Annotated in this window: 19 protein-coding genes; 7 read left to right on the top strand and 12 right to left on the bottom strand. The window is 70.3% G+C overall.

Annotation, left to right across the window (positions count from 1 at the left end; translation table 11 throughout):
• Positions 1–13 precede the first annotated feature (13 nt).
• From ASE01_RS12325 to ASE01_RS12305, 5 genes are all read right to left on the bottom strand, one after another.
• The gene (locus tag ASE01_RS12325) at positions 14–1,351 is read right to left on the bottom strand and encodes a phospholipase D-like domain-containing protein (RefSeq protein ID WP_056751735.1); all 1,338 of its coding nucleotides are present in this window, start codon (positions 1,349–1,351) and stop codon (positions 14–16) included.
• Between the two features lie 120 nt (positions 1,352–1,471).
• Positions 1,472–2,434, bottom strand: a complete 963-nt coding sequence (locus ASE01_RS12320) for an electron transfer flavoprotein subunit alpha/FixB family protein (protein WP_056751730.1) — start codon at positions 2,432–2,434, stop codon at positions 1,472–1,474.
• Between the two features lie 13 nt (positions 2,435–2,447).
• Complete coding sequence (locus tag ASE01_RS12315; protein WP_056751726.1) at positions 2,448–3,248, bottom strand: electron transfer flavoprotein subunit beta/FixA family protein; 801 nt, start codon at positions 3,246–3,248, stop codon at positions 2,448–2,450.
• 185 nt (positions 3,249–3,433) lie between these two features.
• The gene (locus ASE01_RS12310) at positions 3,434–3,814 is read right to left on the bottom strand and encodes a hypothetical protein (RefSeq protein WP_056751722.1); all 381 of its coding nucleotides are present in this window, start codon (positions 3,812–3,814) and stop codon (positions 3,434–3,436) included.
• A complete protein-coding gene (locus tag ASE01_RS12305) occupies positions 3,811–4,596 on the bottom strand; it encodes an enoyl-CoA hydratase/isomerase family protein (RefSeq protein ID WP_056751718.1) in 786 nt (261 codons plus the stop codon). Before ASE01_RS12305 ends, ASE01_RS12310 begins: the two co-directional genes overlap by 4 nt.
• A gap of 128 nt (positions 4,597–4,724) precedes the next feature.
• Between ASE01_RS12305 and glgX the strand changes: the two genes are divergently transcribed.
• Positions 4,725–6,842 carry a glycogen debranching protein GlgX gene (glgX, locus tag ASE01_RS12300; protein WP_056752203.1) on the top strand — a complete coding sequence of 706 codons (2,118 nt, stop codon included), beginning with the start codon at positions 4,725–4,727 and terminating at the stop codon, positions 6,840–6,842.
• On the opposite strand, the gene glgP is transcribed toward glgX, so the two are convergent.
• Complete coding sequence (glgP, locus tag ASE01_RS12295; RefSeq protein WP_056751715.1) at positions 6,839–9,433, bottom strand: alpha-glucan family phosphorylase; 2,595 nt, start codon at positions 9,431–9,433, stop codon at positions 6,839–6,841. The two genes, glgX and glgP, sit on opposite strands and share 4 nt — an antisense overlap.
• A 196-nt stretch (positions 9,434–9,629) precedes the next feature.
• Between glgP and glp the strand changes: the two genes are divergently transcribed.
• From glp to ASE01_RS12275, 4 genes are read left to right on the top strand one after another with little or no spacing between them, the layout of a single operon-like run.
• Positions 9,630–10,862, top strand: coding sequence for a gephyrin-like molybdotransferase Glp (gene glp, locus ASE01_RS12290; protein WP_056751711.1), 1,233 nt, complete (start codon positions 9,630–9,632; stop codon positions 10,860–10,862).
• Between the two features lie 35 nt (positions 10,863–10,897).
• Entirely contained in the window at positions 10,898–12,907 is a 2,010-nt protein-coding gene (locus ASE01_RS12285; protein ID WP_056751707.1) for an alpha-1,4-glucan--maltose-1-phosphate maltosyltransferase, read from the top strand.
• Entirely contained in the window at positions 12,907–14,643 is a 1,737-nt protein-coding gene (gene treS / locus ASE01_RS12280; RefSeq protein WP_056751704.1) for a maltose alpha-D-glucosyltransferase, read from the top strand. The genes ASE01_RS12285 and treS overlap by 1 nt, the downstream gene beginning before the upstream one ends.
• Positions 14,640–15,986, top strand: a complete 1,347-nt coding sequence (locus ASE01_RS12275; RefSeq protein ID WP_056751702.1) for a maltokinase N-terminal cap-like domain-containing protein — start codon at positions 14,640–14,642, stop codon at positions 15,984–15,986. The genes treS and ASE01_RS12275 overlap by 4 nt, the downstream gene beginning before the upstream one ends.
• Positions 15,987–15,993: 7 nt before the next feature.
• Here ASE01_RS12275 and ASE01_RS12270 read toward each other — a convergent pair whose 3' ends face one another.
• The 5 genes from ASE01_RS12270 to ASE01_RS12250 all read right to left on the bottom strand — a co-directional run bounded on the left by ASE01_RS12270 (position 15,994) and on the right by ASE01_RS12250 (position 19,338).
• Positions 15,994–16,620 carry a DUF6928 family protein gene (locus ASE01_RS12270; protein WP_200958826.1) on the bottom strand — a complete coding sequence of 209 codons (627 nt, stop codon included), beginning with the start codon at positions 16,618–16,620 and terminating at the stop codon, positions 15,994–15,996.
• Positions 16,621–16,687: 67 nt separating this feature from the next.
• A complete protein-coding gene (locus ASE01_RS12265; protein WP_056751699.1) occupies positions 16,688–17,143 on the bottom strand; it encodes a DUF6584 family protein in 456 nt (151 codons plus the stop codon).
• Positions 17,144–17,353: 210 nt separating this feature from the next.
• The gene (locus ASE01_RS12260) at positions 17,354–18,613 is read right to left on the bottom strand and encodes a multidrug effflux MFS transporter (protein WP_200958825.1); all 1,260 of its coding nucleotides are present in this window, start codon (positions 18,611–18,613) and stop codon (positions 17,354–17,356) included.
• Positions 18,614–18,643: 30 nt separating this feature from the next.
• Positions 18,644–18,850: a helix-turn-helix domain-containing protein gene (locus tag ASE01_RS12255; protein WP_056751695.1), complete on the bottom strand. Its 207-nt coding sequence runs from the start codon at positions 18,848–18,850 to the stop codon at positions 18,644–18,646.
• Positions 18,850–19,338 (bottom strand): DUF2975 domain-containing protein, encoded by a 489-nt coding sequence (locus tag ASE01_RS12250; RefSeq protein ID WP_056751690.1) that lies wholly within the window; start codon positions 19,336–19,338, stop codon positions 18,850–18,852. Before ASE01_RS12250 ends, ASE01_RS12255 begins: the two co-directional genes overlap by 1 nt.
• A gap of 100 nt (positions 19,339–19,438) precedes the next feature.
• Between ASE01_RS12250 and glgB the strand changes: the two genes are divergently transcribed.
• Positions 19,439–21,355: a 1,4-alpha-glucan branching protein GlgB gene (glgB, locus tag ASE01_RS12245; protein ID WP_082606004.1), complete on the top strand. Its 1,917-nt coding sequence runs from the start codon at positions 19,439–19,441 to the stop codon at positions 21,353–21,355.
• Positions 21,356–21,380: 25 nt separating this feature from the next.
• On the top strand, positions 21,381–22,175 hold the full coding sequence (locus tag ASE01_RS12240) for an NUDIX domain-containing protein (RefSeq protein ID WP_056751685.1): 795 nt from the start codon (positions 21,381–21,383) through the stop codon (positions 22,173–22,175).
• Here ASE01_RS12240 and ASE01_RS12235 read toward each other — a convergent pair.
• Entirely contained in the window at positions 22,099–23,031 is a 933-nt protein-coding gene (locus tag ASE01_RS12235; RefSeq protein ID WP_056751681.1) for an EamA family transporter, read from the bottom strand. The genes ASE01_RS12240 and ASE01_RS12235 overlap by 77 nt on opposite strands.
• Positions 23,032–23,085 lie beyond the last annotated feature (54 nt).

The raw sequence follows: 23,085 nt of genomic DNA, 5'->3' as shown, positions 1-23,085 counted from the left end.
GGCGGCGGGGTGCTCAGCTGCCGGCGCAGGGCCGGGTCCTCGGCTCGATGCCGACCCGGTGGGTGGCCCGGGTGCTGTCCCACATCCGCTTGAACTGGTCGTTGTAGGCCTTGACCACCTTGGCGTCGTGGATCTCGAAGGTCACCTCGTCACTGCTGAGCCCGGGCGGGGACCAGTTCTCGGAACCGGCCCAGACCAGGCGGTCACCGCGGCTCTTGTAGGCGCCGTTGACCGTGACGTACTTGAGGTGGGCGTAGCAGCTCGGACCGTAGATCGTCTTCTCGGCGTCCGAGGTCGAGGGGCGCGGTCCCCAGTCCCAGTCGGCGGCCTTCACCGGGATCCTCGCCCCGACGAGGATCTTGACGACCTCCTTGCTCATCAGCGAGCCGATCACCTTCACCGAGCAGCCGTACTTCTTGCGCAGGGCGAGCAGGCGGGCGAGTCGAGCACCGCGCTCGCCGTACCAGGCCCTCATGTTGACGGTGATCACGGTCTTGCCGAGCGAGTTGCCGAAGCCGGTCGGGGCGTTGCAGCTGACCTTGCTGAGCCGGACGTACGGCGCGTCGTTGACGGTCGCGCTGCTGCTCACCCGGCCCGCGTCGCCCGCGAAGGGACGCTGGAAGTACGCCGTGATGCGGTCGCTGGTGTAGGTCACCCGACGCGGCGTCGCCGTGCGGTCCTTGCGCAGCTGGTCGAACAGCGCCCACCAGGTGGCGAAGAGCTGGTCCTCGCCGGCGATCGCGATGGAGTCGTTCCACTGGCCGTGCATCGCGGGTCCGCCGAGGTTGGAGGAGCTGCTGATCAGCAGCTTCTTCGTCACGCCGATGCGGGTGAAGGAGTAGACCTTCAGGTGCATGTTGCCGTGGACGCTGGGGTTGCGGCAGGCGTCCTTGCAGAAGATCAGGAAGCTCGACTGCGACGGGTTCTTGCCGATCGCGCGCTGCACCCGCGCCTCGAGCGGCCCGATCAGGTTGGCATTGACGATGACCTGGACCCTCACCCCACGCTTCTTGGCGGCGATCAGCTTGTCCGCGCTCGCCTTCAGCCCGAGGTTGTACGTCGCGATCCGGATCGTCTCACCCGGTGGGGTGTGGTCGATCGCCTCGTGGATGCGGCGCACGATGCGGGTCCGTTGCTCGCTGTTGCCGGTCGGCTGGTTGAAGGTGATGCCCGTGAAGGGCGTCCATACCGCCGCCGAGCCGCGCGCCGTGAGCACCGCCGACGTCCTCCCCTCCAACGCTTCCGGGGAGGCGGAGGCCGGCACGACCCCCAGGACGGCCAGGGCCATCACCCCTGCCGTCAGGACCGCGACCCCCCAGGTCGACCACTTCTTCGCGTTCTCGTCAGCCACCAAAGCAACCTATATCGATGTACTTACTTCAATCAAACGGGACGCGCCCCTCCGCCCGGAAATGGCGAACGCCGTGGCCCCCTCACGGGAGCCACGGCGTTCGTGATGCTGTCGGCCGAATCAGCCCTTGCGGGTGTTGATCTGCTCGGTGACGGCCGGGAGGACGGCGTGGAGGTCACCCACGACACCGAAGTCGACGAGCTCGAAGATCGGGGCCTCCTCGTCCTTGTTGACCGCGACGATCGTCTTCGAGGTCTGCATGCCGGCGCGGTGCTGGATCGCACCGGAGATGCCGTTCGCGACGTACAGCTGCGGCGAGACGACCTTGCCGGTCTGGCCGACCTGGAAGGTGTGCGGCTTCCAGCCGGAGTCGACGGCGGCACGCGAGGCACCGACGGCTGCGCCGAGCGCGTCCGCGAGACCCTCGACGGCGTCGAAGTCGCCGCCGGTGCCACGGCCACCGGAGACCACGATGGCGGCCTCGGTGAGCTCGGGACGACCGGTCGCCTGACGCGGCTGCGCGGCAACGATCTGCGCGGTCTTCGCCGCGTCGGAGATGGTCGCGGCGAACTCCTCGACCTCACCGGCGCCGTCGCCCTGCTCGGGAGCAGCAGCATTGGGCTTGACCGCGATGATCGGCGTGCCCTTGGTGACCTTGGCGTCGACGGTGAAGTTGCCGGCGAACACCGACTGGGTCGTGACGATGTCGTCGCCCTCGACCTTGACGTCCACGGCGTCGGTGATGAGGCCGGAGGAGAGCTTGATCGAGAGACGACCGGCGATCTCCTTGCCCTCGGCCGAGGCCGGGATCAGGATCGCGGCCGGCGAGGTCTTCTCGGCGAGCTGCTGCAGCACCTCGGCCTTGGGGGCCACCAGGTAGCCCTTGATCTCCGTGTCGTCGACGACGTAGACCTTGTCGGCGCCGTAGCCCTTCACCGCGTCAGCGACGGCAGCGGCCTTGTCGGCACCGCCGATGAAGACGGCCGACGGCGAACCGATGCGCTTGGCGATCGCCAGGAGCTCGTAGGTGGGCTTGCGGACAGCACCGTCGACGTGGTCGACGAGAACCAGAACTTCAGACATTCCTCAACGCTCCTCAGATGAACTTCTTGGACGCGAGGAACTCGACCAGCGCCGTGGCGCCCGACCCGTCCTCGTCCTTGACGATCTCGCCGGCAGTGCGCGGCGGGCGGGCAGCGGTGTCCTCGACCTTGGTCCAGGCAGCCTCGAGGCCGACCTCGGACGCGTCGACACCGATGTCGGCCAGCGTGAGGGCCTCCAGCGGCTTCTTCTTCGCGGCCATGATGCCCTTGAACGACGGGTAGCGGGCCTCGCCCGACTGATCGGTGACCGACAGCACCAGCGGCAGCGTGCCACCGATGACCTCGGTCGCGGTGTCGCCGTCGCGCTTGATGCGGACCTGGTCACCCTGGGTCTCGACCACTGCGGCCAGCGTCACCTGGGGCAGGTTGAGGCGCTCGGCGAGCATCGCCGGGACGACGCTCATGCCACCGTCGGTCGACGCGAGGCCACCGACGATGAGCTCGGGGACACCGATCTTCTCGATCGCCTTGGCGAGCACCAGCGACGTCGCCGCGGCATCCGAGCCGGCGATCGCGTCGTCCTGGACGTGGACGGCCTTGTCGGCGCCCATCTGCAGGGCCTTGCGCACGGCAGCCTCGGCCGCAGCCGGGCCGACGGTCAGCGCGGTGACGGTGATCTCCTCGTCGGCGCGCTTCTCCTTGATCTGGAGAGCCTGCTCGACGGCGTACTCGTCGAGCTCGGAGAGGAGGCCATCGACGCCGACACGGTCGACGGTGTTGTCCCCCTCGAACTTGCGGTCACCGGTCGCGTCGGGAACGTACTTCACAAGAACGACAATGTTGGAGAGAGTCATGGTTGTGGCCGGACCGGCCCCTTCCTGTGCATCGTGAGCCCTCCCCCGTCCTCGGGGCAGGGAGCAACAAAGTCCGTTGCCGGACAGCGTCTTGCAGGTTACCGCCCGGTCACCGACAGCGGGAACCGCGTCTCAGTGGACTCGGTCACACCGACGAGACCCGGCAGGACCCGACCAGGACCGGATCAGGGCCGGATCACGCGCTCGAGGATCCGCCCGAGCACGAGGTAGACGACTGAGGCGAGCCCGTAGTTGAACAGCGCGGTCTTGACCTCGCCGTTGGGGTTCTCGAAGGCCTTGACCGGGTTGTCGAGGTCGAAGAAGCCCAGGTCGAAGGTGCTGCCGAGATCCCGGACCAGCTGCACCAGCCCGTTGTCCTCGTTGGCCTCGAGGGCGAACGTGAAGGCGGCCGCGGCGAGCACCAGGGCGAGCGTGACGCAGATGATCCAGGCCACCCGGCCTGCCGTGTCACGCAGCCGCGCGAGCGCGAGGCTGCGCGACCCAGCGTGCGACCCGACGTCCTCGGAGGCCGTCACGGTCTTCTCGTCGTCCGCCATCTCGCTCATCGTCCTTCGAAGGTGGCCTTGCCCGGGCCGTTCTCGATGAACGACTGCATGCCGGTCCTGCTGTCCTGGGTCGCGAACACCGCCGAGAAGTGCTGCCGCTCGATCTGCAGACCGGTCTCGAGATCGACCTCGAGCCCGCGGTCGACCGATTCCTTGATCGCCCGCAGCGCGTACGGAGCCGCGGTGGCGAAACGGGAGGCCCAGGCGACGGCCTCGGAGTAGACGTCGGCGGCGGGCAACACGCGGTCGACCAGACCGATCGCCAGCGCCTCCTCGGCCTTCACGAAGCGACCGCTGAAGAGCAGGTCCTTGGCCTTGCTCGGACCGACCAGCCGCGGCAGGCGCTGGGTGCCGCCGGCACCGGGGATGATGCCCAGCAGGATCTCGGGCTGGCCGAGCACGGCGTTGTCCGCAGCGAAGCGGAGGTCGGCGGCCAGCGCGAGCTCGCAGCCGCCGCCGAGTGCGTAGCCGTTGACGGCCGCGACGACCGGCTTGGGGATGCGGGCGATCGCGTTGACGGCGCCCTGCAGCTTCTCGACCCGGTCGACCATGTCCGTGTAGGACATGTCGGCCATCTCCTTGACGTCGTTGCCGGCGGCGAAGACCTTCTCGCCTCCCCAGACCACGACGGCGCGGACGTCGGAGCGGTCGGTCGCCTCCGCCGCCGCGAGCCGGAGCTCGTCCTGGACCTGGATGCTGATGGCGTTCATCGCCTTGGCGCGGTCCAGTCGGATCGTGCCGACTCCGTCGGCGACCTCCAGGCGAACGAACTCGCTGGTCATCTGCTCCCTCTCGTCGAACGGAGAGCCGTCTCGCTCCCCGCCCCGCATTGTGCCGCGCCCGGACCTCCGCGGTCACCTGAACCCCCGTCTTGGGCATGTCGCGCTGGCCGCACGGCACAATGGGGCGGGTGACTCCAGGCCTGTGGCGATCCCTCGGTGAGCGGGCCGAGGTGTGGCCCGGCCGCAACTGGCCCCTCGGTGCGACCTGGTCGGCCGAGTCGACCAACTTCGCGGTGTACGCGCCGAACGCGACCGAGGTGTGGCTCTGCGTCGGGCTCGAGGGCCCCGGCGAGGGCGAGCGGCGCTACCCGCTGACTGAGCAGTCACTGGGCATCTGGCACGGCGCCCTGCCCGACCTGGCGGCCGGCACGCGCTACGGCTACCGGGTCGAGGGACCTTCCGAGCCCGAGGCCGGAATGAGGTTCGACGCCGACAACCTGCTGCTCGATCCCTATGGCCTCGCGGTCTCGGGAACGGCGTCGGATGCCTGGAGCGTCGTGGTGGATCCGGCCTTCGACTGGGCCGACGAGGTGCCGATGCGCCGCCGCTGGCGGGACACGGTGATCTACGAGCTCCACGTCAAGGGATTCACCCAGCTCCACGACCGCGTGCCCGAAGAGGTGCGCGGCACCTACGCCGCCCTGGGACACCCCGTCGTGACGGACTACCTGCACGACCTCGGTGTGACGGCGGTCGAGCTGCTGCCCGTGCACCAGTTCTTCTCCGAGCCCGCACTGGTCGAACGCAACGCGGTGAACTACTGGGGCTACAACCCGGTGAGCTACTTCGCCCCCGACGCGGCCTACGCCGCCGACGACCGGGGCCAGCAGGTCACCGAGTTCAAGCAGATGGTCAAGGACCTCCACGCCGCCGGCATCGAGGTGATCCTCGACGTGGTCTACAACCACACGGCCGAAGCCGGTCCGGACGGGCCGACGTACTCCTTCCGCGGCTTCGACGACCGTGGCTTCTACCGCCGGGTCCCGCCGGGCGTCGACGGCGAGCAGGAGTACGACGACACGTACTGGGACGTCACCGGGTGCGGCAACACGGTCAACTCCGAGGACCCGCAGGCACTGCGGCTGATCCTCGACTCGCTGCGGTACTGGGTCACCGAGATGCACGTCGACGGGTTCCGCTTCGACCTGATGTCGGCGATCACCCGCACTGCCGGGCCGGACGCGATCCGCGTCGACATGGCCTGCAAGCTGCTCATCGCGATCGGCCAGGACCCCGTGCTGCGGCACGTGAAGCTGATCGCCGAGCCGTGGGACGTGTCGATGGACGGCTACCTCGTCGGCGGGATGCCGCCGCCGTGGGTGGAGTGGAACGACCAGTACCGCGACACGATCCGTGACTACTGGCGCGGGCACGCCCACGGCACCCAGACCGTCGCGACCCGGCTTGCCGGGTCCTCGGACCTGTACGCCGACGACGGCCGCTCGGCCTACAACTCGGTCAACTTCATCACCGCCCACGACGGGTTCACGACCCGCGACCTCGTGTCCTACGACCACAAGCACAACGAGGCCAACGGCGAGGACAACCGTGACGGCACCGACAACAACCGGTCCTGGAACCACGGCGTCGAGGGCGAGACCGACGACCCCGACATCGTGGCCCTGCGTCGACGGCAGGCCGCCAACCTGATGGCGACCCTGTGCCTGTCCAACGGTGTCCCGATGCTGACCGCGGGCGACGAGCGCGGCCGCACCCAGGGAGGCAACAACAACGCCTACTGCCAGGACAACGAGATCTCCTGGATCGACTGGGGCGCCGACAACGCCTGGCTCGACGTGTACGACGTGACCCGCACCGCGCTGCAGCTGCGCCGCGACCACCCGGCGCTGCGCCAGCGGCACTGGTTCGAGGGCCGCCCGACCATCGTCGGAGGACCCAAGGACCTCGCCTGGCTGCACCCGTCAGGTCGCGAGATGAGCGACCAGGACTGGTACGACGCCTCGCTCCAGACCATCGGGATGTTCGTGTCGGGCAAACCGCTGCGCGACCCGGGGCCCCGGGGCGAGCAGCAGATCGACAGCTCGTTCCTGATCTGGTTCCACGCCGGCCCGGAGCCGGTCACCGTGTTCCTCCCCGAGAACGACTGGGTGCACGCGGGCACGATCGTGCTGTCGACCGACGACACGCTCCCGGCGGGGACCCAGGTGATCGTCGGCGAGGAGCTCACCATCGGCGCGCGCAGCGTCGTGGTGATGCAGGAGTCGGACGCCACGATCCAGGTCTAGGCGAGCGCGACGACCCCCAGCTCGGCCGGCGCGACCAGCAGCGGATGCGTGGGCAGGACCCGCACGGTGTAGCCGAAAGGACCCGGACGGTCGAGCTCGATCGCGCCGTCATAGCGGTGCCGCCCGCCGTCGTACGACTCGACGAGGTCGAGCGTGGTGACGGTGGACTCGACGAGGTCGTCCTCGGCGTCGACGCGTCCGTGGACGAGCTGGACCTGGACGTCGCCGGGCGCGAGGTCTCCGAGCGCGACGTAGGAGTGGACGCCCAGCCGCGCACCGACCTCGGCGGCGTCACTGACACCGGCCGCCTCGACGTGCTCGACGCGTACTCCGTGCCAGGCATCGCGCACGCGGGCCTTCCACGACGCCAGGTCGCGCGCGCCGTCGTCGGTCGCGGCGAGCGCGCGGGAGTTGGCGGCGGCGGGTGCGTAGAGCTTGTCGATGTAGTCGCGCACCATCCGCGTCGCCAGCACCTTCGGACCGAGCGATCCCCAGGTGTGGCGCAGCATCTCGACCCAGCGGGTCGGCACGCCGTCGCCGTCCACGTCGTAGAAGCGGGGCGCGACCTCGGACTCGATGAGGTCGTAGAGCGCGGAGGCCTCGAGGTCGTCACGCTTGTCGGAGTAGTCCTCGAGACCGTCGGCCGACGGGATCGGCCAGCCGAACTCCGGCTCGTACCACTCGTCCCACCAGCCGTCGAGGATCGACAGGTTGAGGCCACCGTTGAGCGAGGCCTTCATGCCGGAGGTGCCGCAGGCCTCGTAGGGCCGCAGCGGGTTGTTGAGCCACACGTCGCAGCCGGGGTAGAGCGGCAGCGCGAGGGCGATGTCGTAGTTGGGCAGAAAGACGATGCGGTGACGCACGTCCTCGGCGTCGGCGAAGCGGACCAGCTCCTGGATCAGCCGCTTGCCACCGTCGTCGGCGGGGTGCGACTTGCCGGCGACGACCAGCTGGACCGGGCGCTCGGGGTGCAGGAGCAGGGCCTTGAGGCGCTCGGGGTCGCGCAGCATCAGCGTCAGGCGCTTGTACGACGGCACCCGGCGGGCGAACCCGATCGTGAGCACATCGGGGTCGAGGGCGTCGTCGATCCAGCCCAGCTCCGCCGGGGCGGCGCCGCGCTTCTCCCACGAGCGGCGCAGCCGGCGCCGGGCGTCGGTGACGAGGCGTTCGCGCAGTGCCCGCTTGGTCTGCCACACCTCGGTGCCGGGCACCGTGGCGAAGGCGGCCCAGAAGGCCTCGGTGTCGTCGCCCTCGTGGTCCGCGCCCTGCGCGGTCGCGAGCGCGAGGACCTCGGGGGCCACCCAGGTCGGCGCGTGCACGCCGTTGGTGATCGAGGTGATCGGCACCTCGGCCTCGTCGAACGCCGGCCAGAGGCCGTTGAACATGCCGCGGCTGACGTGCCCGTGGAGCTTCGAGACGCCGTTGGCGCGCTGCGCCAGCCGAAAACCCATGATCGCCATGTTGAAGACGCCGGGGTCGCCGCCCTCGTAGTCCTCCGCACCCAGCGCGAGCACCTGCTCGACGGGCACGCCCGGAGTCGCGCCCTGGTCACCGAGGTACTGCTCGACGAGGGTGCGCGGGAACCGGTCGATGCCGGCCGGGACAGGCGTGTGGGTGGTGAAGACCGTCGACGTACGGCCGATCTCGAGGGCGGTCGCGAAGTCGACGTCCTCGCCCTGCTCACCGGTCGTGAGCTCGCGGATCCGCTCGATCCCGAGGAAGCCGGCGTGGCCCTCGTTGGTGTGGAAGACCTCCGGCGCCGGGGCACCGGTGATGCGCGAGTAGGCCCGCAGCGCACGCACGCCGCCGACGCCGAGCAGGAGCTCCTGGCGCAGCCGGTGCTCGGTGTTGCCGCCGTACAGGCGATCGGTGACGAGGCGGTACTGCTGCGGGTTCTCCTCGACGTCGGTGTCGAGCAGGAGCAGCGGGACCCGTCCCACCGACGCCACCCAGATCCGCGCCAGGAGGTCGGGACCGTCGGGCATCCGGATCTGGACCGTCGCCCGGGTTCCGTCGGCCTCGTGGAGCAGCGACAGGGGCAGGCCGTCGGGGTCGAGGACGGGGTAGCTCTCCTGCTGCCAGCCCTCGTGCGAGAGCGCCTGCTTGAAGTAGCCGTGCCGGTACAGCAGGCCGACGCCGACGATCGGCGCACCGAGGTCGCTGGCCGCCTTGAGGTGGTCGCCGGCCAGGATGCCGAGCCCTCCGGAGTACTGCGGGAGGACGGCGGTGATGCCGTACTCGGGCGAGAAGTAGGCGATCGAGGTCGGCCACGTCGCGTCGGGGTTCGCCGCACTGGCGCGCTGGAACCACCGCTCCCCCGTCAGGTACGTCGTCAGGTCGGCCCGCACTGCTGCGACCCGCGCGACGTACGCCTCGTCGGCGGCCAGCTCGGCCCACCGCTGCGCCGGCACCTCGCCGAGCAGTCGGAGTGGGTCGTGACCGACGCCCTGCCAGAGATCGGGATCGATCTCGGCGAACAGTTCCTGGGTGGGTGGGTGCCACGACCAGCGCAGGTTGGCGGCGAGCTCTCCGAGTGCAGAGAGCGCGTCGGGCAGGACGGGGCGGACCGTGAACCTCCGGATCGCACGCATGGGTCGACGTTAACCGGTCCAACTTGAACGTTCCAAGGGCCCGCGGCGAAAGAACCTCGGTCCCGCAGCCGTAACGCCCCCGCCCCGACCGCGTTGGAGTGGCACTGGGCGGGTGAGGCGGAGCCATGGGGGCTTCCTCACCCGCCCCGGGGCTTTTTCGGGCCGCCGCCGCAGGCACCCGCATAGGCTGGCGACGATGAGCACGCCACCCCTCCGCTCGGTCGCCGAGCACCAGAGCCACATCGCTGCCCTGCTCGCCCGGCCCGACGGCCCGAACGGTTGGCCGGCCGAACAGGTGCCGATCACCGACGCACGGGGCCGCGTGCTCGCCGAGGCGGTCCTCTCCCCGGAGCAGCTGCCCTCCTTCGACAACTCGGGCATGGACGGCTACGCCGTGCGCGCCGCCGACATCGCGAGCGCGTCGGAACGCACGCCGGTCCGGTTGCCCGTCGCCGGCGACATCCCCGCCGGCGCTCCCGTCGGGGATCTCGCGTCCGGGACGGCGCAGCGGATCATGACGGGGGCACCGGTGCCCCGCGGCGCCGACGCGGTCGTCGAGGTGGAGGTGACCGACGGGGGCACCGGGACCGTGACGATCAACGCCTCTCGTGCGCTCGGCTCCTTCGTCCGCCCGGCCGGTGGCGATCTCGCCGTCGGGCAGGAGGTGCTCGGCGTCGGAGCGGTGCTGGGTCCGGCCCAGATCGGGGTGCTGGGTGCGCTCGGCATCGACGAGGTCACCTGCCGTCGCCGGCCACGCGTGCTCGTCGTCTCGACCGGCTCCGAGCTCGCCGATAACCCCGTGCCCGGCTCCGGCCAGATCCGCGACGCCAACGGGTTCCTGCTCGCCGCCGCCGTCGAGGAGGCCGGCGCCGAAGCGGTCCGCAAGCTCTGGGTCGCCGACGACGTCCCGAGCTTCCTCGCGCTGCTCGACGCCGAGATCAGCGGTGGCGACATCGACCTCGTGCTCACCTCGGGCGGGGTCAGCGCCGGCGCCTACGAAGTGGTCAAGGACGGCCTCGGCCCCCGCGGGGTCGAGTTCGTGAAGGTCGCGATGCAGCCGGGCATGCCCCAGGGCTCCGGGCTGGTCGCGGGCACTCCCGTCGTGTGCCTTCCCGGGAACCCGGTGAGTGCGCTGGCGTCGTACGAGGTCTTCGTGCGGCCCGCCCTGCGCGCTGCCCACGGACACCCGCACCCGCACCGACCGGTCGTGCGGGCCGCCCTCACCGAGGCGCTGATCCCGCTCGGCGGCAAGCGGCAGTGGCGGCGCGCACGCCTGGATCGTGCGGCCGGCACCGTGACCCCCTGGGGTCCGCCGGGCTCCGGCTTCCTCGGCTGGTTCGCCGGTGCGGACGCCCTGATCGACGTCCCTCCGGGCGACGCGCCGCTGCCGGCAGGCGAGCTCGTGGACGTGTGGGACCTGGCGCACTGACGGGGTCGATTAGACGCAACCGATAGGTTCGACCCATGGTCGGACGCATCCCCGTGATCGACGTGAGGCCGGTGCTCGACGCCGGCTCGGCCCAGGGACGGCTCCCCACGAAGGCAAGTGTGGGTGAGCCCTTCCCCGTGAGCGCGACCGTGTTCCGGGAGGGACACGATCGCCTCGGCGCGGAGGTGGTCCTCGTCGCGCCGGACGGGAAGAGACGCCCACCCGTCCGGATGGCCGCGACCGCGGCGAGCGACCGGCACAGCGTGGACCGGTACGACGCCTGGGTGACCCCGGACGTCCCCGGCGCCTGGTCCTTCGAGGTGCAGGCATGGTCCGACCCGGTGGCCACCTGGCAGCACGCCGCGGGCATCAAGATCCGCGCCGACATCGACACCGAGCTGATGTTCAGCGAGGGCGTCCTGCTGCTGCAGCGCACCGTCGACCAGCTGGGCCGCGCCCGGCAGCACAAGGACGACGTCGCCGTCCTCAAGGCCGCGATCAAGGCGGCCAAGGACACCAAGCGGCCCGCCGAGGCCCGCCTGGCGCAGCTCGAGTCCCCTGAGCTGCAGGCGGTCCTGGACGCCCACCCCCTGCGTGACCTGCTGAGCACCGAGGGCCCGTACCCCGTGTTCGTCGACCGCTCCCGCGCCCTGTTCGGCAGCTGGTACGAGTTCTTCCCGCGCTCGGAGGGCGACTTCGCAGGCTCGGTCGAACGACTTCCCGCCATCGCCGCGATGGGCTTCGACGTGGTCTACCTCCCGCCGATCCACCCGATCGGCGAGGTCAACCGCAAGGGCCCGAACAACGCCGTGGTGGCCGAGGGCGAACCGATCCCGGCCGACTGGGACGGATCCCCGTGGGCGATCGGGAGCCGGCACGGCGGGCACGACGCCGTCCACCCCGACCTCGGCACCATCGACGACTTCGACGCCTTCGTCGCCGCGGCCCGCGAGCTCGACCTCGAGGTGGCACTGGACCTCGCCCTGCAAGCGGCGCCGGACCACCCGTGGGTCGCCGAGCACCCGGAGTGGTTCACCACCCGGGCCGACGGCTCGATCGCCTACGCCGAGAACCCGCCGAAGAAGTACCAGGACATCTACCCGGTCAACTTCGACGCGCACCCCTACGAGCACCCCGACAGCCTCGCGACCGAGGTGCTGCGGGTGGTGCGGCACTGGATGGCGCACGGGGTGCGGATCTTCCGCGTGGACAACCCCCACACGAAGCCGGTGGCGTTCTGGCAGTGGCTGCTGGCCGAGGTGCGTCGCACCGACCCGGACGTCCTGTTCCTCGCGGAGGCGTTCACGAAGCCACCGATGATGCAGACCCTCGGTGCGGTCGGCTTCCACCAGTCCTACACGTACTTCACCTGGCGCACCGACAAGGTCGACATCGAGGATTACCTGCGGGAGGTGAGTGAGGAGTCCGCGCACCGGATGCGGCCGAACTTCTTCGTCAACACCCCCGACATCCTCCACGAGTTCCTGCAGTACGGCGGCCCGGCGGCGTTCAAGCTGCGTGCCGTCCTCGCTGCCGCCGGCTCCCCCACCTGGGGCGTGTACTCCGGCTACGAGCTCGGCGAGCACGTCGCGGTGCGCCCGGGCAGCGAGGAGTACCTCGACTCCGAGAAGTACCAGGTGCGGCGCCGGGACTGGACGGCCAGCACGGCTCCCGGCACGGTCGGCGCCGACCTCACGGCGTACCTCACGCGGCTGAACGAGATCCGGCGCGCGCACCCGGCGCTGCAGCTGCTGCGCAACCTGACGGTCCATCCGACCGACTCCGAGCACATCGTGTGCTTCTCGAAGCTCGCCGACCTGCCCGACGGGGGCCAGGACCGCGTGATCGTCGTCGTCAACCTCGATCCGCACCAGGCGCGCGAGACGATGATCCACCTCGACCTCGCTGCACTCGGGCTGCCGCCCGCGACGTCGTACCAGGTCCACGACGAGCTGACCGGCGGCGACTGGACGTGGCGTGAGGACAACTACGTCCGGCTGGATCCGACGCAGCCGGCGCACATCCTGAGCGTGAGGGGGAACTGATGAGCACGGAGTCCGTGGTGCTGAACGACCAGCCGGACTGGTTCCGGACAGCGGTCTTCTACGAGGTGCTCGTGCGCTCGTTCCGCGACGCCAACGCCGACGGGACCGGCGACTTCCGGGGCCTGACCGAGAAGCTCGACTACCTGGAGTGGCTCGGCGTCGACTGTCTCTGGGTGCCGCCGTTCTTCACCTCGCCCCTGCGCGACGGCGGCTACGACGTCGCCGACTACACCGGCATCCTCCCCGAGATCGGCACCACCGAGGACTTCCAGGCTTTCCTCGATGCTGCGCACGCACGCGGGATCCGGGTGATCATCGACTTCGTCATGAACCACACGAGTGACGCGCACCCGTGGTTCCAGGCGTCGCGGAGCGACCCCGACGGCCCGTACGGCGACTTCTACGTGTGGTCCGACAACGACGAGCTCTACCAGGACGCCCGGATCATCTTCGTCGACACCGAGCCCTCGAACTGGACCTGGGACCAGACCCGTGGCCAGTACTACTGGCACCGCTTCTTCCACCACCAGCCGGACCTCAACTTCGACAACCCGGCCGTCCACGACGCGATGCTCGAGGCGATGGCGTTCTGGCTGGACATGGGTCTGGACGGCTTCCGGCTGGACGCCGTGCCCTACCTCTACGAGCGGGTCGGGACCAACGGCGAGAACCTGCCGGAGACCCACGAGATGCTCAAGAAGGTCCGCCGCTTCGTCGATGACAACTACCCCGGCCGGGTGCTGCTCTGCGAGGCGAACCAGTGGCCGAGCGACGTCGTGGAGTACTTCGGGCCGGAGGAGGACGCGGACGGCAAGATCGTCGGGACCGAGTGCCACATGGCGTTCCACTTCCCGGTCATGCCACGCATCTTCATGGCGGTCCGGCGCGAGTCGCGCTTCCCGATCTCGGAGATCATGGAGCAGACACCGGCGATCCCGGACGGCTGCCAGTGGGGCATCTTCCTGCGCAACCACGACGAGCTGACCCTGGAGATGGTCACCGACGAGGACCGCGACTACATGTGGGGCGAGTACGCCAAGGACCCCCGCATGAAGGCCAACATCGGCATCCGTCGCCGGTTGGCGCCGTTGCTCGACAACGACACCAACCAGATCGAGCTCTTCACCGCGTTGCTGCTGTCCCTGCCCGGCTCCCCCGTCCTGTACTACGGCGACGAGATCGGCATGGGCGACAACATCTGGCTCGGTGACCGCGACGGCGTCCGCACGCCGATGCAGTGGACCCCCGACCGCAATGCCGGGTTCTCCTCGGCCACGCCCGGCAAGCTGCACCTGCCGGCCATCCAGGACCCCGTCTACGGCTACCAGAGCGTCAACGTCGAGGCGCAGCTGGAGAACCCCTCGTCCTTGCTGCACTGGACCCGGCGGATGATCCACATCCGCCGCCAGCACGACGCCTTCGGCCTCGGCACGTTCGCCGACCTGGGTGGCTCGAACCCGACCGTGCTGTCCTACGTGCGCGAGCTGTCCGCTGCCGACAGCCCCGAGGGCGGCGACACCGACGACGTGATCCTCTGCGTCAACAACCTCTCCCGCTTCCCGCAACCGGTCGAGCTGGACCTGCGGCGTTTCGAGGGCCGGGTCCCGGTCGAGCTGATCGGCGGTGTCCCGTTCCCCCGGATCGGCGAGCTCCCGTATCTCCTGACGCTCAGTGGGCACGGCTTCTACTGGTTCCGACTCACTGATCCCGACACGACGGGGAGGCCCGTGCTGTGAGCAGCGCCGTCTTCGAACCCTTCATCGCCCAGAGCCGCTGGTTCGGCGGCAAGGGTCGCGCGTTCACGGTCACCCGGATCGAGCAGATCGGCACGGTCGGGGACACCCCGGAGACCGTCATCCTCCTCGTCGAGGTCACCTTCGCCGAGGGCGACACCGAGCTCTACCAGCTGCCGGTCTCGTTCCACGAGGAGGAGCAGGCGCGCATCGACCATGCCCTGATCGGCGTGGTCGACGGCCGCTTCGCCTACGACGCGGTGCACGACCGCGAGGCGATGGCGGCCTACCTGCACGCCTTCGCCGCCGCTCCCGCTCTCGACGAGGTCGATCCCCCGGAAGCCGGCGCCCCGCTCCGTTTCGTCCGGCTTCCCGGGCACGACCTCGACCTCGAGGCGTCGGCCAGCATCTTCAGCGGCGAGCAGTCGAACTCCTCGGTGTTCTACGGGGAGGACGCCGTGCTCAAGATCTTCCGCAAGATCACCGCCGGCGAGAACCCCGACGTGACCACCCACCGGGCTCTGACCGAGGCCGGCTCGACCCATGTCGCGGCGCTCTACGGCTGGATCGGGTACGACGACGCACAGCTCGGCATGCTGCAGCAGTTCCTGCGCACCGCCAGCGACGGTTGGGGGCAGGCACTCGCCAGCGTGCGCGACCTGTTCGCCGAGGCGGACCTGCACGCCGAGGAGGTCGGGGGCGACTTCGCCAGCGAGGCCGCGCGCCTCGGGGAGGCACTGTCCGAGGTCCACCAGCAGCTGCGCGACTCCTTCGACACCTCCCGGCTCCCCGCCGCCGAGGTCGCCGCCGTCATGGCGGGCCGCCTCGAGGACGCGATCGAGATCGTGCCCGAGCTGGCCGAGCACGCCGCCGGTGCGCGAGCGGTCTTCACCGCGATGGCCGGCCTGGGCGACGTGGAGGTCCAGCGCGTCCACGGCGACCTCCACCTGGGCCAGACCCTGCGCACCGTCGCCGGCTGGAAGTTCGTCGACTTCGAGGGCGAGCCCGCCAAGCCCCTCGCGGTGCGGCTCCTGCCCGACTCGCCCTGGCGCGACGTCGCCGGCATGACCCGTTCCTTCGACTACGCCCCGCACGCCGTCGCGGCCTCGCTGCCCGAGGACTCCCCTGACGAGGCTCACCAGCGTCAGGTGCGGGCCGAGGAGTGGGCACGGCGCAACCGCCGGGCCTTCCTGGCGTCGTACTGCGGCGAGCTGAGCGCGCAGGACCGGATCCTGCTGACGGCGTACGTCGTCGACAAGGCGATCTACGAGTGCGTGTACGAAGCGCGCAACCGCCCGACGTGGCTGTCGATCCCGCTGGAGGGCGTGGCCCGGCTGACCAGCTGAGCTCGGCTCAGCCGATCCGGAACCCAAGCAGGGTCAGGTCCTCGATGTCGGGGGCGCCCGGCGGCGCGATGCCCTCGAAGCAGAAGCCGAACAGGTGGCCGAGGGCGTCCTCGGCGAGCTCGAGCGGGTGGAACGGCAGCGGGTATTCGTCGTCCTCGTCGTCGTCCACGACCGGGTGCTCCCCGGCCCAGTACGGTCCCTCGAACGGCAGCGGGTCGCCGACGTTCTCGATGACCCCGTCGTCGGGCGACACGCTGAGCGAGCGGACGAGCTCACCCGTCGGGCTCCACGTGGCGAAGGCGAACCAGTCGACCACGCTGTGCATGGCCGCGACGTGGGTCGTGCGCCCCGGCATCGCCTTGACGATGGTCGGATCGATGTCGCTGGGCCGGTCCTGGGCCACCCTGGACGTGCACACGATCGCGACCCCGTCGTAGACGGCGGCCCAGGCCTCCTTGTCCGGCGGGTTGGCGTTGTCGAGCACGTCGCCGTACCCGAGGCCGGTCAGTCGCGCCCCGGGGTGCAACCGCGCAACCAGGGCTTCGGTGGCCTCCTCGTCGAGCTCCAGCTCACCGCGCAACCTCGGCGCGACCGGCCCGTCGGCGTACACGACCATCCAGCACTTGGCTCCCATGCCAGCATCCAAGCACCAGCGGCCAACCTGCGCAGCGAGTGCACGCGATCGGCGCGACGCGGTCGTCTCAGACGATCCAGCCGACCACGGTGATGACCCCGACGACCACCAGCGCGACCAGGGCGAGCATCACGAGCAGGCACCCCGCGAACGCGGCGCTGCCCTGCCAGCCCCACGACTCGTCCCCGTCACCGACGTCACCGACGTCCGCCGCCAACGCCCCGACGACGTCCGGGCGCCCGTCGCGCACCGGCCGCGGGATGCTCCGCAGCCGCGCGTCCTCGTCACCATGACGCTGGCGCCACGCGGCGAGCGCCAGCTGCGCCTGGTCGTCCTCTCGTCCGAGGGCCGCGAGCAGTGCACCCGCCTTGGGCAGGTCCCCCATCCGCAGGTGCACGTCGGCCAGGAGCGACAGCACCTCGTCGTCCTGGCGATGGGTGAGCAGGCCGGTGAGCCGGTCGCGCGCCTGCCACAGCCGGCCGGCCTCCAGGTCGGCACGGGCGCGGAGCAGGGCATCGGTCACCGGAGGATCGTCGCACCCGGGAGGTGTGCCCGCGAGCCGGTTTCGGATCGGTGGTCCCGGTGGGGCCAGGTTGGGCGGGCCAGGTTGCATGCAGGCATGCGGTTTGGTCCCAAACCGCAACAATTCGGGTCCTCAACGTGCGGTTTGTGACCAATCGGCGACCCGACCAGCGACTCCCGAACGAGCCCCGGAACCAGAGCCCACGAGCACTCAGAGCAACTCGACCGGCTCGAGCTCGGCCGGTCCCTCGATCACACAGTCGCGGCTCTCGATCGCGCAGTGCCACGCCCACAGCAGCTGGCCCGCACCGACGCCGACCAGGGCGGCCGTGGCGAAGCCGAGCGCCGAGTGGCCGACGTGCGGCGTGATGGCGACGGCGGTGATCGCGTTGAGGAGGAGTGCGAGGAAGGACGACATCGACACCACCGCACCGAGGCGGCCGGGGAACAGGTCGAGCAGCAGCAGCTGCATCGTGGGATAGGTCATCCCGTTGCCCAAGGCGATCAGGCTGACCCCGAGGATCGCCCACGGCAGGTCCGTGGCGAGCGGGGACGCGGCGACCAGGATCCCCACGACGCCGCCGACGAAGGAGATCGTGCAGCCGATCGAGACCAGCTTGCGTGCGGTCATCCGACCGGCGGCCCGGCCGCACAGCCAGGAGCCGAGCATCATGCAGCCGATCATCGGGACGAAGAGCTTCCAGAAGTCGAGCTCGCCCTCCCCGAGGACGTCGACGACGAAGATCGCGGCGCCGCCGATGTAGAGGAACTGGGCGCCGAAGATCAGCGCCGTCGCCCAGGCCAGCCGGTGGAAGGCGGGCTCACGGGCGACCGCGGCCAGGCTGCCGAGCACCACACCGACGCGGAGTGCGACGCGGCGCTCCTCGGGGTGGGTCTCGGGCAGCAGCAGGACCACCGCGAGGACGAGGGCCACACCGAGGATGGCCTGGAACCAGAAGACCAGCGGCCACTCGCCGAGCTGCAGCACGAGCCCGCCGACGATCGGACCGATCGCCGGCGCGATGCCGAAGATCACCGCCACCCGGCTCATCAGTCGCTGGGCGGTCGCCCCCTCGAAGAGGTCACGGATGACGGTGCGGCTCACGATCGTGGCGCCGCCGGCACTGAGGCCCTGCAGCGCCCGCCCCACCAGGAGCCAGCCCAGGCTGGGCGCGAAGGCGCAGGCGACCGAGGCGACGACGTACACGCACAGCGACACGACCATGACCGGACGCCGACCGATCGCGTCGGAGATCGGACCGTGCAGGACGCTCATCGCCGCGAACGATGCGAGGTAGACGGTGACGATGAGCTGGAGCTGTCCGGCACCCGCGCCGAAGTCCTCGCCCATCTCGGGGAAGGCGGGGAACGGCGTGTCGATGCTGAACGGCCCGATCATCGACAGGCAGGCCAGCACTGCGGGTACGACGACCAGCAGGCGTCGGGTCTGGCGCTCGGCGTCGGTCCTCACCGGACCATCAGATCACCCGTGGCGCCAACCTCACTCCTCGACGTACTCGAGCAGGTCGCCGGGCTGGCACTCCAGCACGCGGCAGATTGCCTCGAGGGTGCTGAACCGGACGGCCTTGGCCCGCCCGTTCTTGAGCACCGCGACGTTGGCGGGGGTGAGACCGACCTTCTCCGCGAACTCGCCCACGCTCATCTTGCGGCGCGCCAGCTCCATGTCGATGCGGACCACGATCGGCATCAGATGACCTCGTCCAGCTCGGACTGCAGGTCGCGGGCCCGCGAGTCGGTCGCGACGGCCTGCACCAGGAGCATCCTCAGCACCAGCACCAGCAACGCCACACCGCCGACGACCAGGGACACCCCGCAGATCAGTCCGACGATCCCGGGGGCGGCCGACTCCCCCGGCGCGAGGGCGACGGCAATCCCGAAGGTGAGCACCGCGCCAGTCGCCGTGGCCGCGATGACGACGTCGACGAGACGGAAGGCCGCGTGGGAGAAGACCGTCCCGCGCCGGACCATGACCAGCAGCCGCCAGAGGCACACGGCGATCACCTGCAGGCACACGATGCCGAGCACCACGATCACCACCAGGGACAGCCTCACCCCGGCGGGTGCGTCGTCGAGGTCCTTCCAGAGCAGCGGCACCATCACGCACTGGACCAGCAGGGATCCGGCCAGTGCCAGGACCAGCACGACCCTCAGGGCGAGGACTGCGACGTGGCTCATGAGAGCTCCTTCTGTCGAACAACAGGACCAACAAGACGACTATCATTCATTATCTATCGAAAATCAATAGCCTCTGCACGGGCTGGCTAAACTCGAGAAGATGCCGCCAGCAGACAGCTCGACCCTCGGAGAGATCGACCTGCACCTCGTCGCGGAAGGCCGCCACGAGCAGTTGTGGCAGGTCCTCGGCGCCCACGTCCGCAGCTCCCCGGAGCCCGGCACCAGCTTCGTGCTGTGGGCACCGCAGGCCCGCAACGTGAGCGTGACCGGTGACTTCAACGGCTGGGACGGCAACGCCCACCGGCTGCACCCGATCGGCTCGGGCCTCTGGGAGGTGTTCGTGCCCGGGGCGGCCTCCGGTGCGGCGTACCAGTTCCTGATCGAGGGCGCCGACGGCGTGTGGCGCCACAAGGCCGACCCGATGGCCTTCCACGCCGAGGCTCCGCCGAAGACCGCGTCGCGGGTGTTCACCAGCACCCACGTCTGGCAGGACGACGCCTGGCTCGCGGCACGCGCTGCCCGGCAGCCGGTCAACGAGCCGATGGCGACCTACGAGCTGCACCTCGGCTCGTGGAAGAAGCACCCGGACGGCACGTTCTGGTCCTACGACGAGCTCGCCGCCGACCTCCCGGACTATCTCGCCGACCTCGGCTTCACCCACGTCGAGCTGATGCCGGTGATGCAGCACCCCTTCGGTGGGTCCTGGGGCTACCACGTCACGTCCTACTTCGCCCCCGACGCACGCTTCGGCGACCCCGACGGCTTCCGGCGGCTCGTCGACGCGCTGCACGCCGCCGGGATCGCAGTGATCCTCGACTGGGTGCCCGGCCACTTCGCCACCGACGAGTGGGCACTGGCGCGCTTCGACGGCACCCCGCTCTACGAGCACCCGGACCCGCAGCGCGGCTGGCACGAGGAGTGGGGCTCGCACATCTTCGACTTCGGCCGCCCCGAGGTCCGCAACTTCCTCGTCGCCAACGCGATCCACTGGCTCGAGGAGTTCCACGTCGACGGCCTGCGCGTCGACGGCGTCGCGTCGATGCTCTACCTCGACTACGGCCGCAACGCCGGCGAGTGGAGCCCGAACAAGTACGGCGGCCACGAGCACCTCGAGGCCGTGCAGTTCCTCCAGGAGCTCAATGCCACCGCCTACAAGCGGGTGCCGGGCATCGTCACCATCGCCGAGGAGTCGACCGCCTGGCCGGGTGTCACCGGCGCGACCTCCGGCGGCGGGCTCGGCTTCGGCTTCAAGTGGAACATGGGCTGGATGCACGACAGCCTGGGCTACCTCCAGCACGAGCCGATCCACCGCGCCTACCACCACGGCGAGATGTCCTTCTCGCTCGTCTACGCGTTCTCCGAGAACTACGTGCTGCCACTGAGCCACGACGAGGTCGTGCACGGCAAGGGATCGCTGCTGCGCAAGATGCCCGGCGACCGGTGGCAGCAGCTGGCGACGCTGCGCGCCTACTACGCCTTCATGTGGGCCCATCCGGGCAAGCAGCTGCTGATGATGGGCAGCGAGTTCGCGCAGGAGTCGGAGTGGGCCGAGTCCCGCGAGCTCGACTGGTGGCTGCTCGGCAAGCCGGAGCACCGCGGCGTGCAGGACTTCGTCCGCGACCTCAACCACCGCTACCGCGACCAGCCTGCGTTGTGGCGCCTGGACAACGACCCTGCCGGCTTCGCCTGGATCGACGCACAGGACGCCGGCCACAACGTCTTCTCCTTCCTTCGTCGCTCCGGCGAGCCCGGCGTCCCTGACCTGGTGTGTGTCAGCAACTTCGCCGCCGTCCCCCACGACCACCGGCTCGGGCTCCCGGTGGCCGGCGAGTGGAACGAGGTGCTCAACACCGACGCGGCGTCGTACGGCGGCAGTGGGGTGGGCAACCTCGGCACCGTCCACGCCCTGCCTGCCGGGCCGATGGAGGCCAACGCCCCGGGCGGCAGCCCGGCGTACGCGAACCTCGTGCTGCCACCCCTCGCGACGCTCTGGCTGGTGGCTCCCCCGACCGAATGACGACCGGTCGTCTAGGGTTTGCGACGTGTCCGAGCAGCCCGAGGTCAGCCACGCCACCGTCGACGACGGCGTCGCGCGACTGACGTGGACCTCGGACCTCACCGAGCGCGGCTGGCAGGCCGCCGTGGACGTCGTACGCCGCCAGGTGGCCGACGCGTTGACCGAGCACGAGCGGGTCGAGGTCAAGGTGGCCATCGACGACGCCGAGGCCCAGCGGATCGCGACGTGGTCTGGGCTGCGCCGTGAGGGCATCCAGCGGGGACGGACCGGCGACGTGGTCGTCTACGCCCGACTGGTCGACGACGTCCCGGTGCACGAGCCCGGGGGCTTCCGCGCCCTCCTGAACTCCTTCCTGCCCCGCAAGCGCGGCATCGCGCAGATGCTGGTGCGCGACGAGACCGGCGGCGACGCGAGCGTCGACGACGAGCCGCGGGTGCTGATGTGCCAGCTGACCTACAAGGCCGACTGGGACCTGCCCGGTGGCGTGGTCGAGGTCGGCGAGTCCCCCCGCCTCGCGGTGTCCCGCGAGGTCGAGGAGGAGCTCGCCCTCGAGATCCCCGCCGGCGAGCTCGTCCTCACCGACTGGCTGCCGCCGTGGGGTGGCTGGGACGACGCCCTGTGCCTGGTCTTCGACGGCGGGGTGCACCCGGCCTCCATCGCCGACCAGATCGTCCCGCAGGCCCGCGAGATCAGGTCGGCGGCGTTCCTCACGCTCGCCGAGATCGACGAGCGTGCCGCCGACTTCACCGCCCGACGGGTGCGAGCGGCCCTGGCAAGTCTTGCGGGTCGGGGTCCGGCGTACTCCGAATCGGGTCGCTGACCTTCCTGCGCTGCACCTGTGCGACGAGCACGCCCAGGACGAGCAGCGCTCCCCCGCCGAGCTCACCGCTGGAGGGCACCTCGTCGAGCAGGAGCCAGGCCGAGCCGATGGCGACCGGCGGCACCAGCAGGATCCACGGCACCACCGAGGCCGAGGTGTTGCGCGAGAGCAGGCCGTTGAAGATGCCGTAGCCCACGAGCGAGGCCAGGCCGGCGGTGTAGAGCGTGGAGAGCCCGGCCTTCCAGCCGAAGGCGGCCACGCCGTCGGCCATGGCTGCCGGTCCGTCGATGACCAGGGACAGCAGGATCAGCGGGACCGGGACGACGAGGGCCGACCACACGGTCAGGGACAGGCCTCCGGTGGCACCCGAGGCGCGGGAGACGACGTTGCCGATCGCCCACATCAGGGCGCCCGTGAGGCACAGCGCCAGTGCGATCGCGGGGACGTGGCCACCGCGACCGACCCCGACGACGACCAGGCCGACCACGCCGAGCACCACGCCCGCCGTCTGCGCCCGGTTCGGCTTCTCCCGGAGCGCGACTGCCGCGATCACGATGGTGAGCACGACCTGCGCCTGCAGCACCAGTCCGGCGAGACCGGGCGGCATCCCGGCGTCCATCGCGACGTAGAGGAAACCGAACTGGCCCAGCGACATGAAGGCGCCGACGGCGGCGATGGTGCGCCAGCCGACCGGCGGCGGGTCGAGCAGGAAGACGGCCGGCACGATCACCGCGAGGAAGCGGGCAGCCAGGAACAGCAGCGGCGGCACCTCGCCCATGCCCCAGTCGATCACGACGAAGTTGAAGCCCCAGATCACGGCGACGAGGGCGGCGAGGGCCTGGTCCTTGCGAGTCACCTGATCAGCATGGCGGCGCCAACCGTGAAGCACCAGCGAATAGTTCTGCGCCTG

It is taken from the genome of Nocardioides sp. Root190 (genome assembly GCF_001428565.1).
In the GTDB taxonomy this organism is placed as follows: Bacteria; Actinomycetota; Actinomycetes; order Propionibacteriales; family Nocardioidaceae; genus Nocardioides.
Note: the sequence above shows the minus strand (reverse complement) of the source record. Positions and strands in the feature narration are given on the sequence as shown.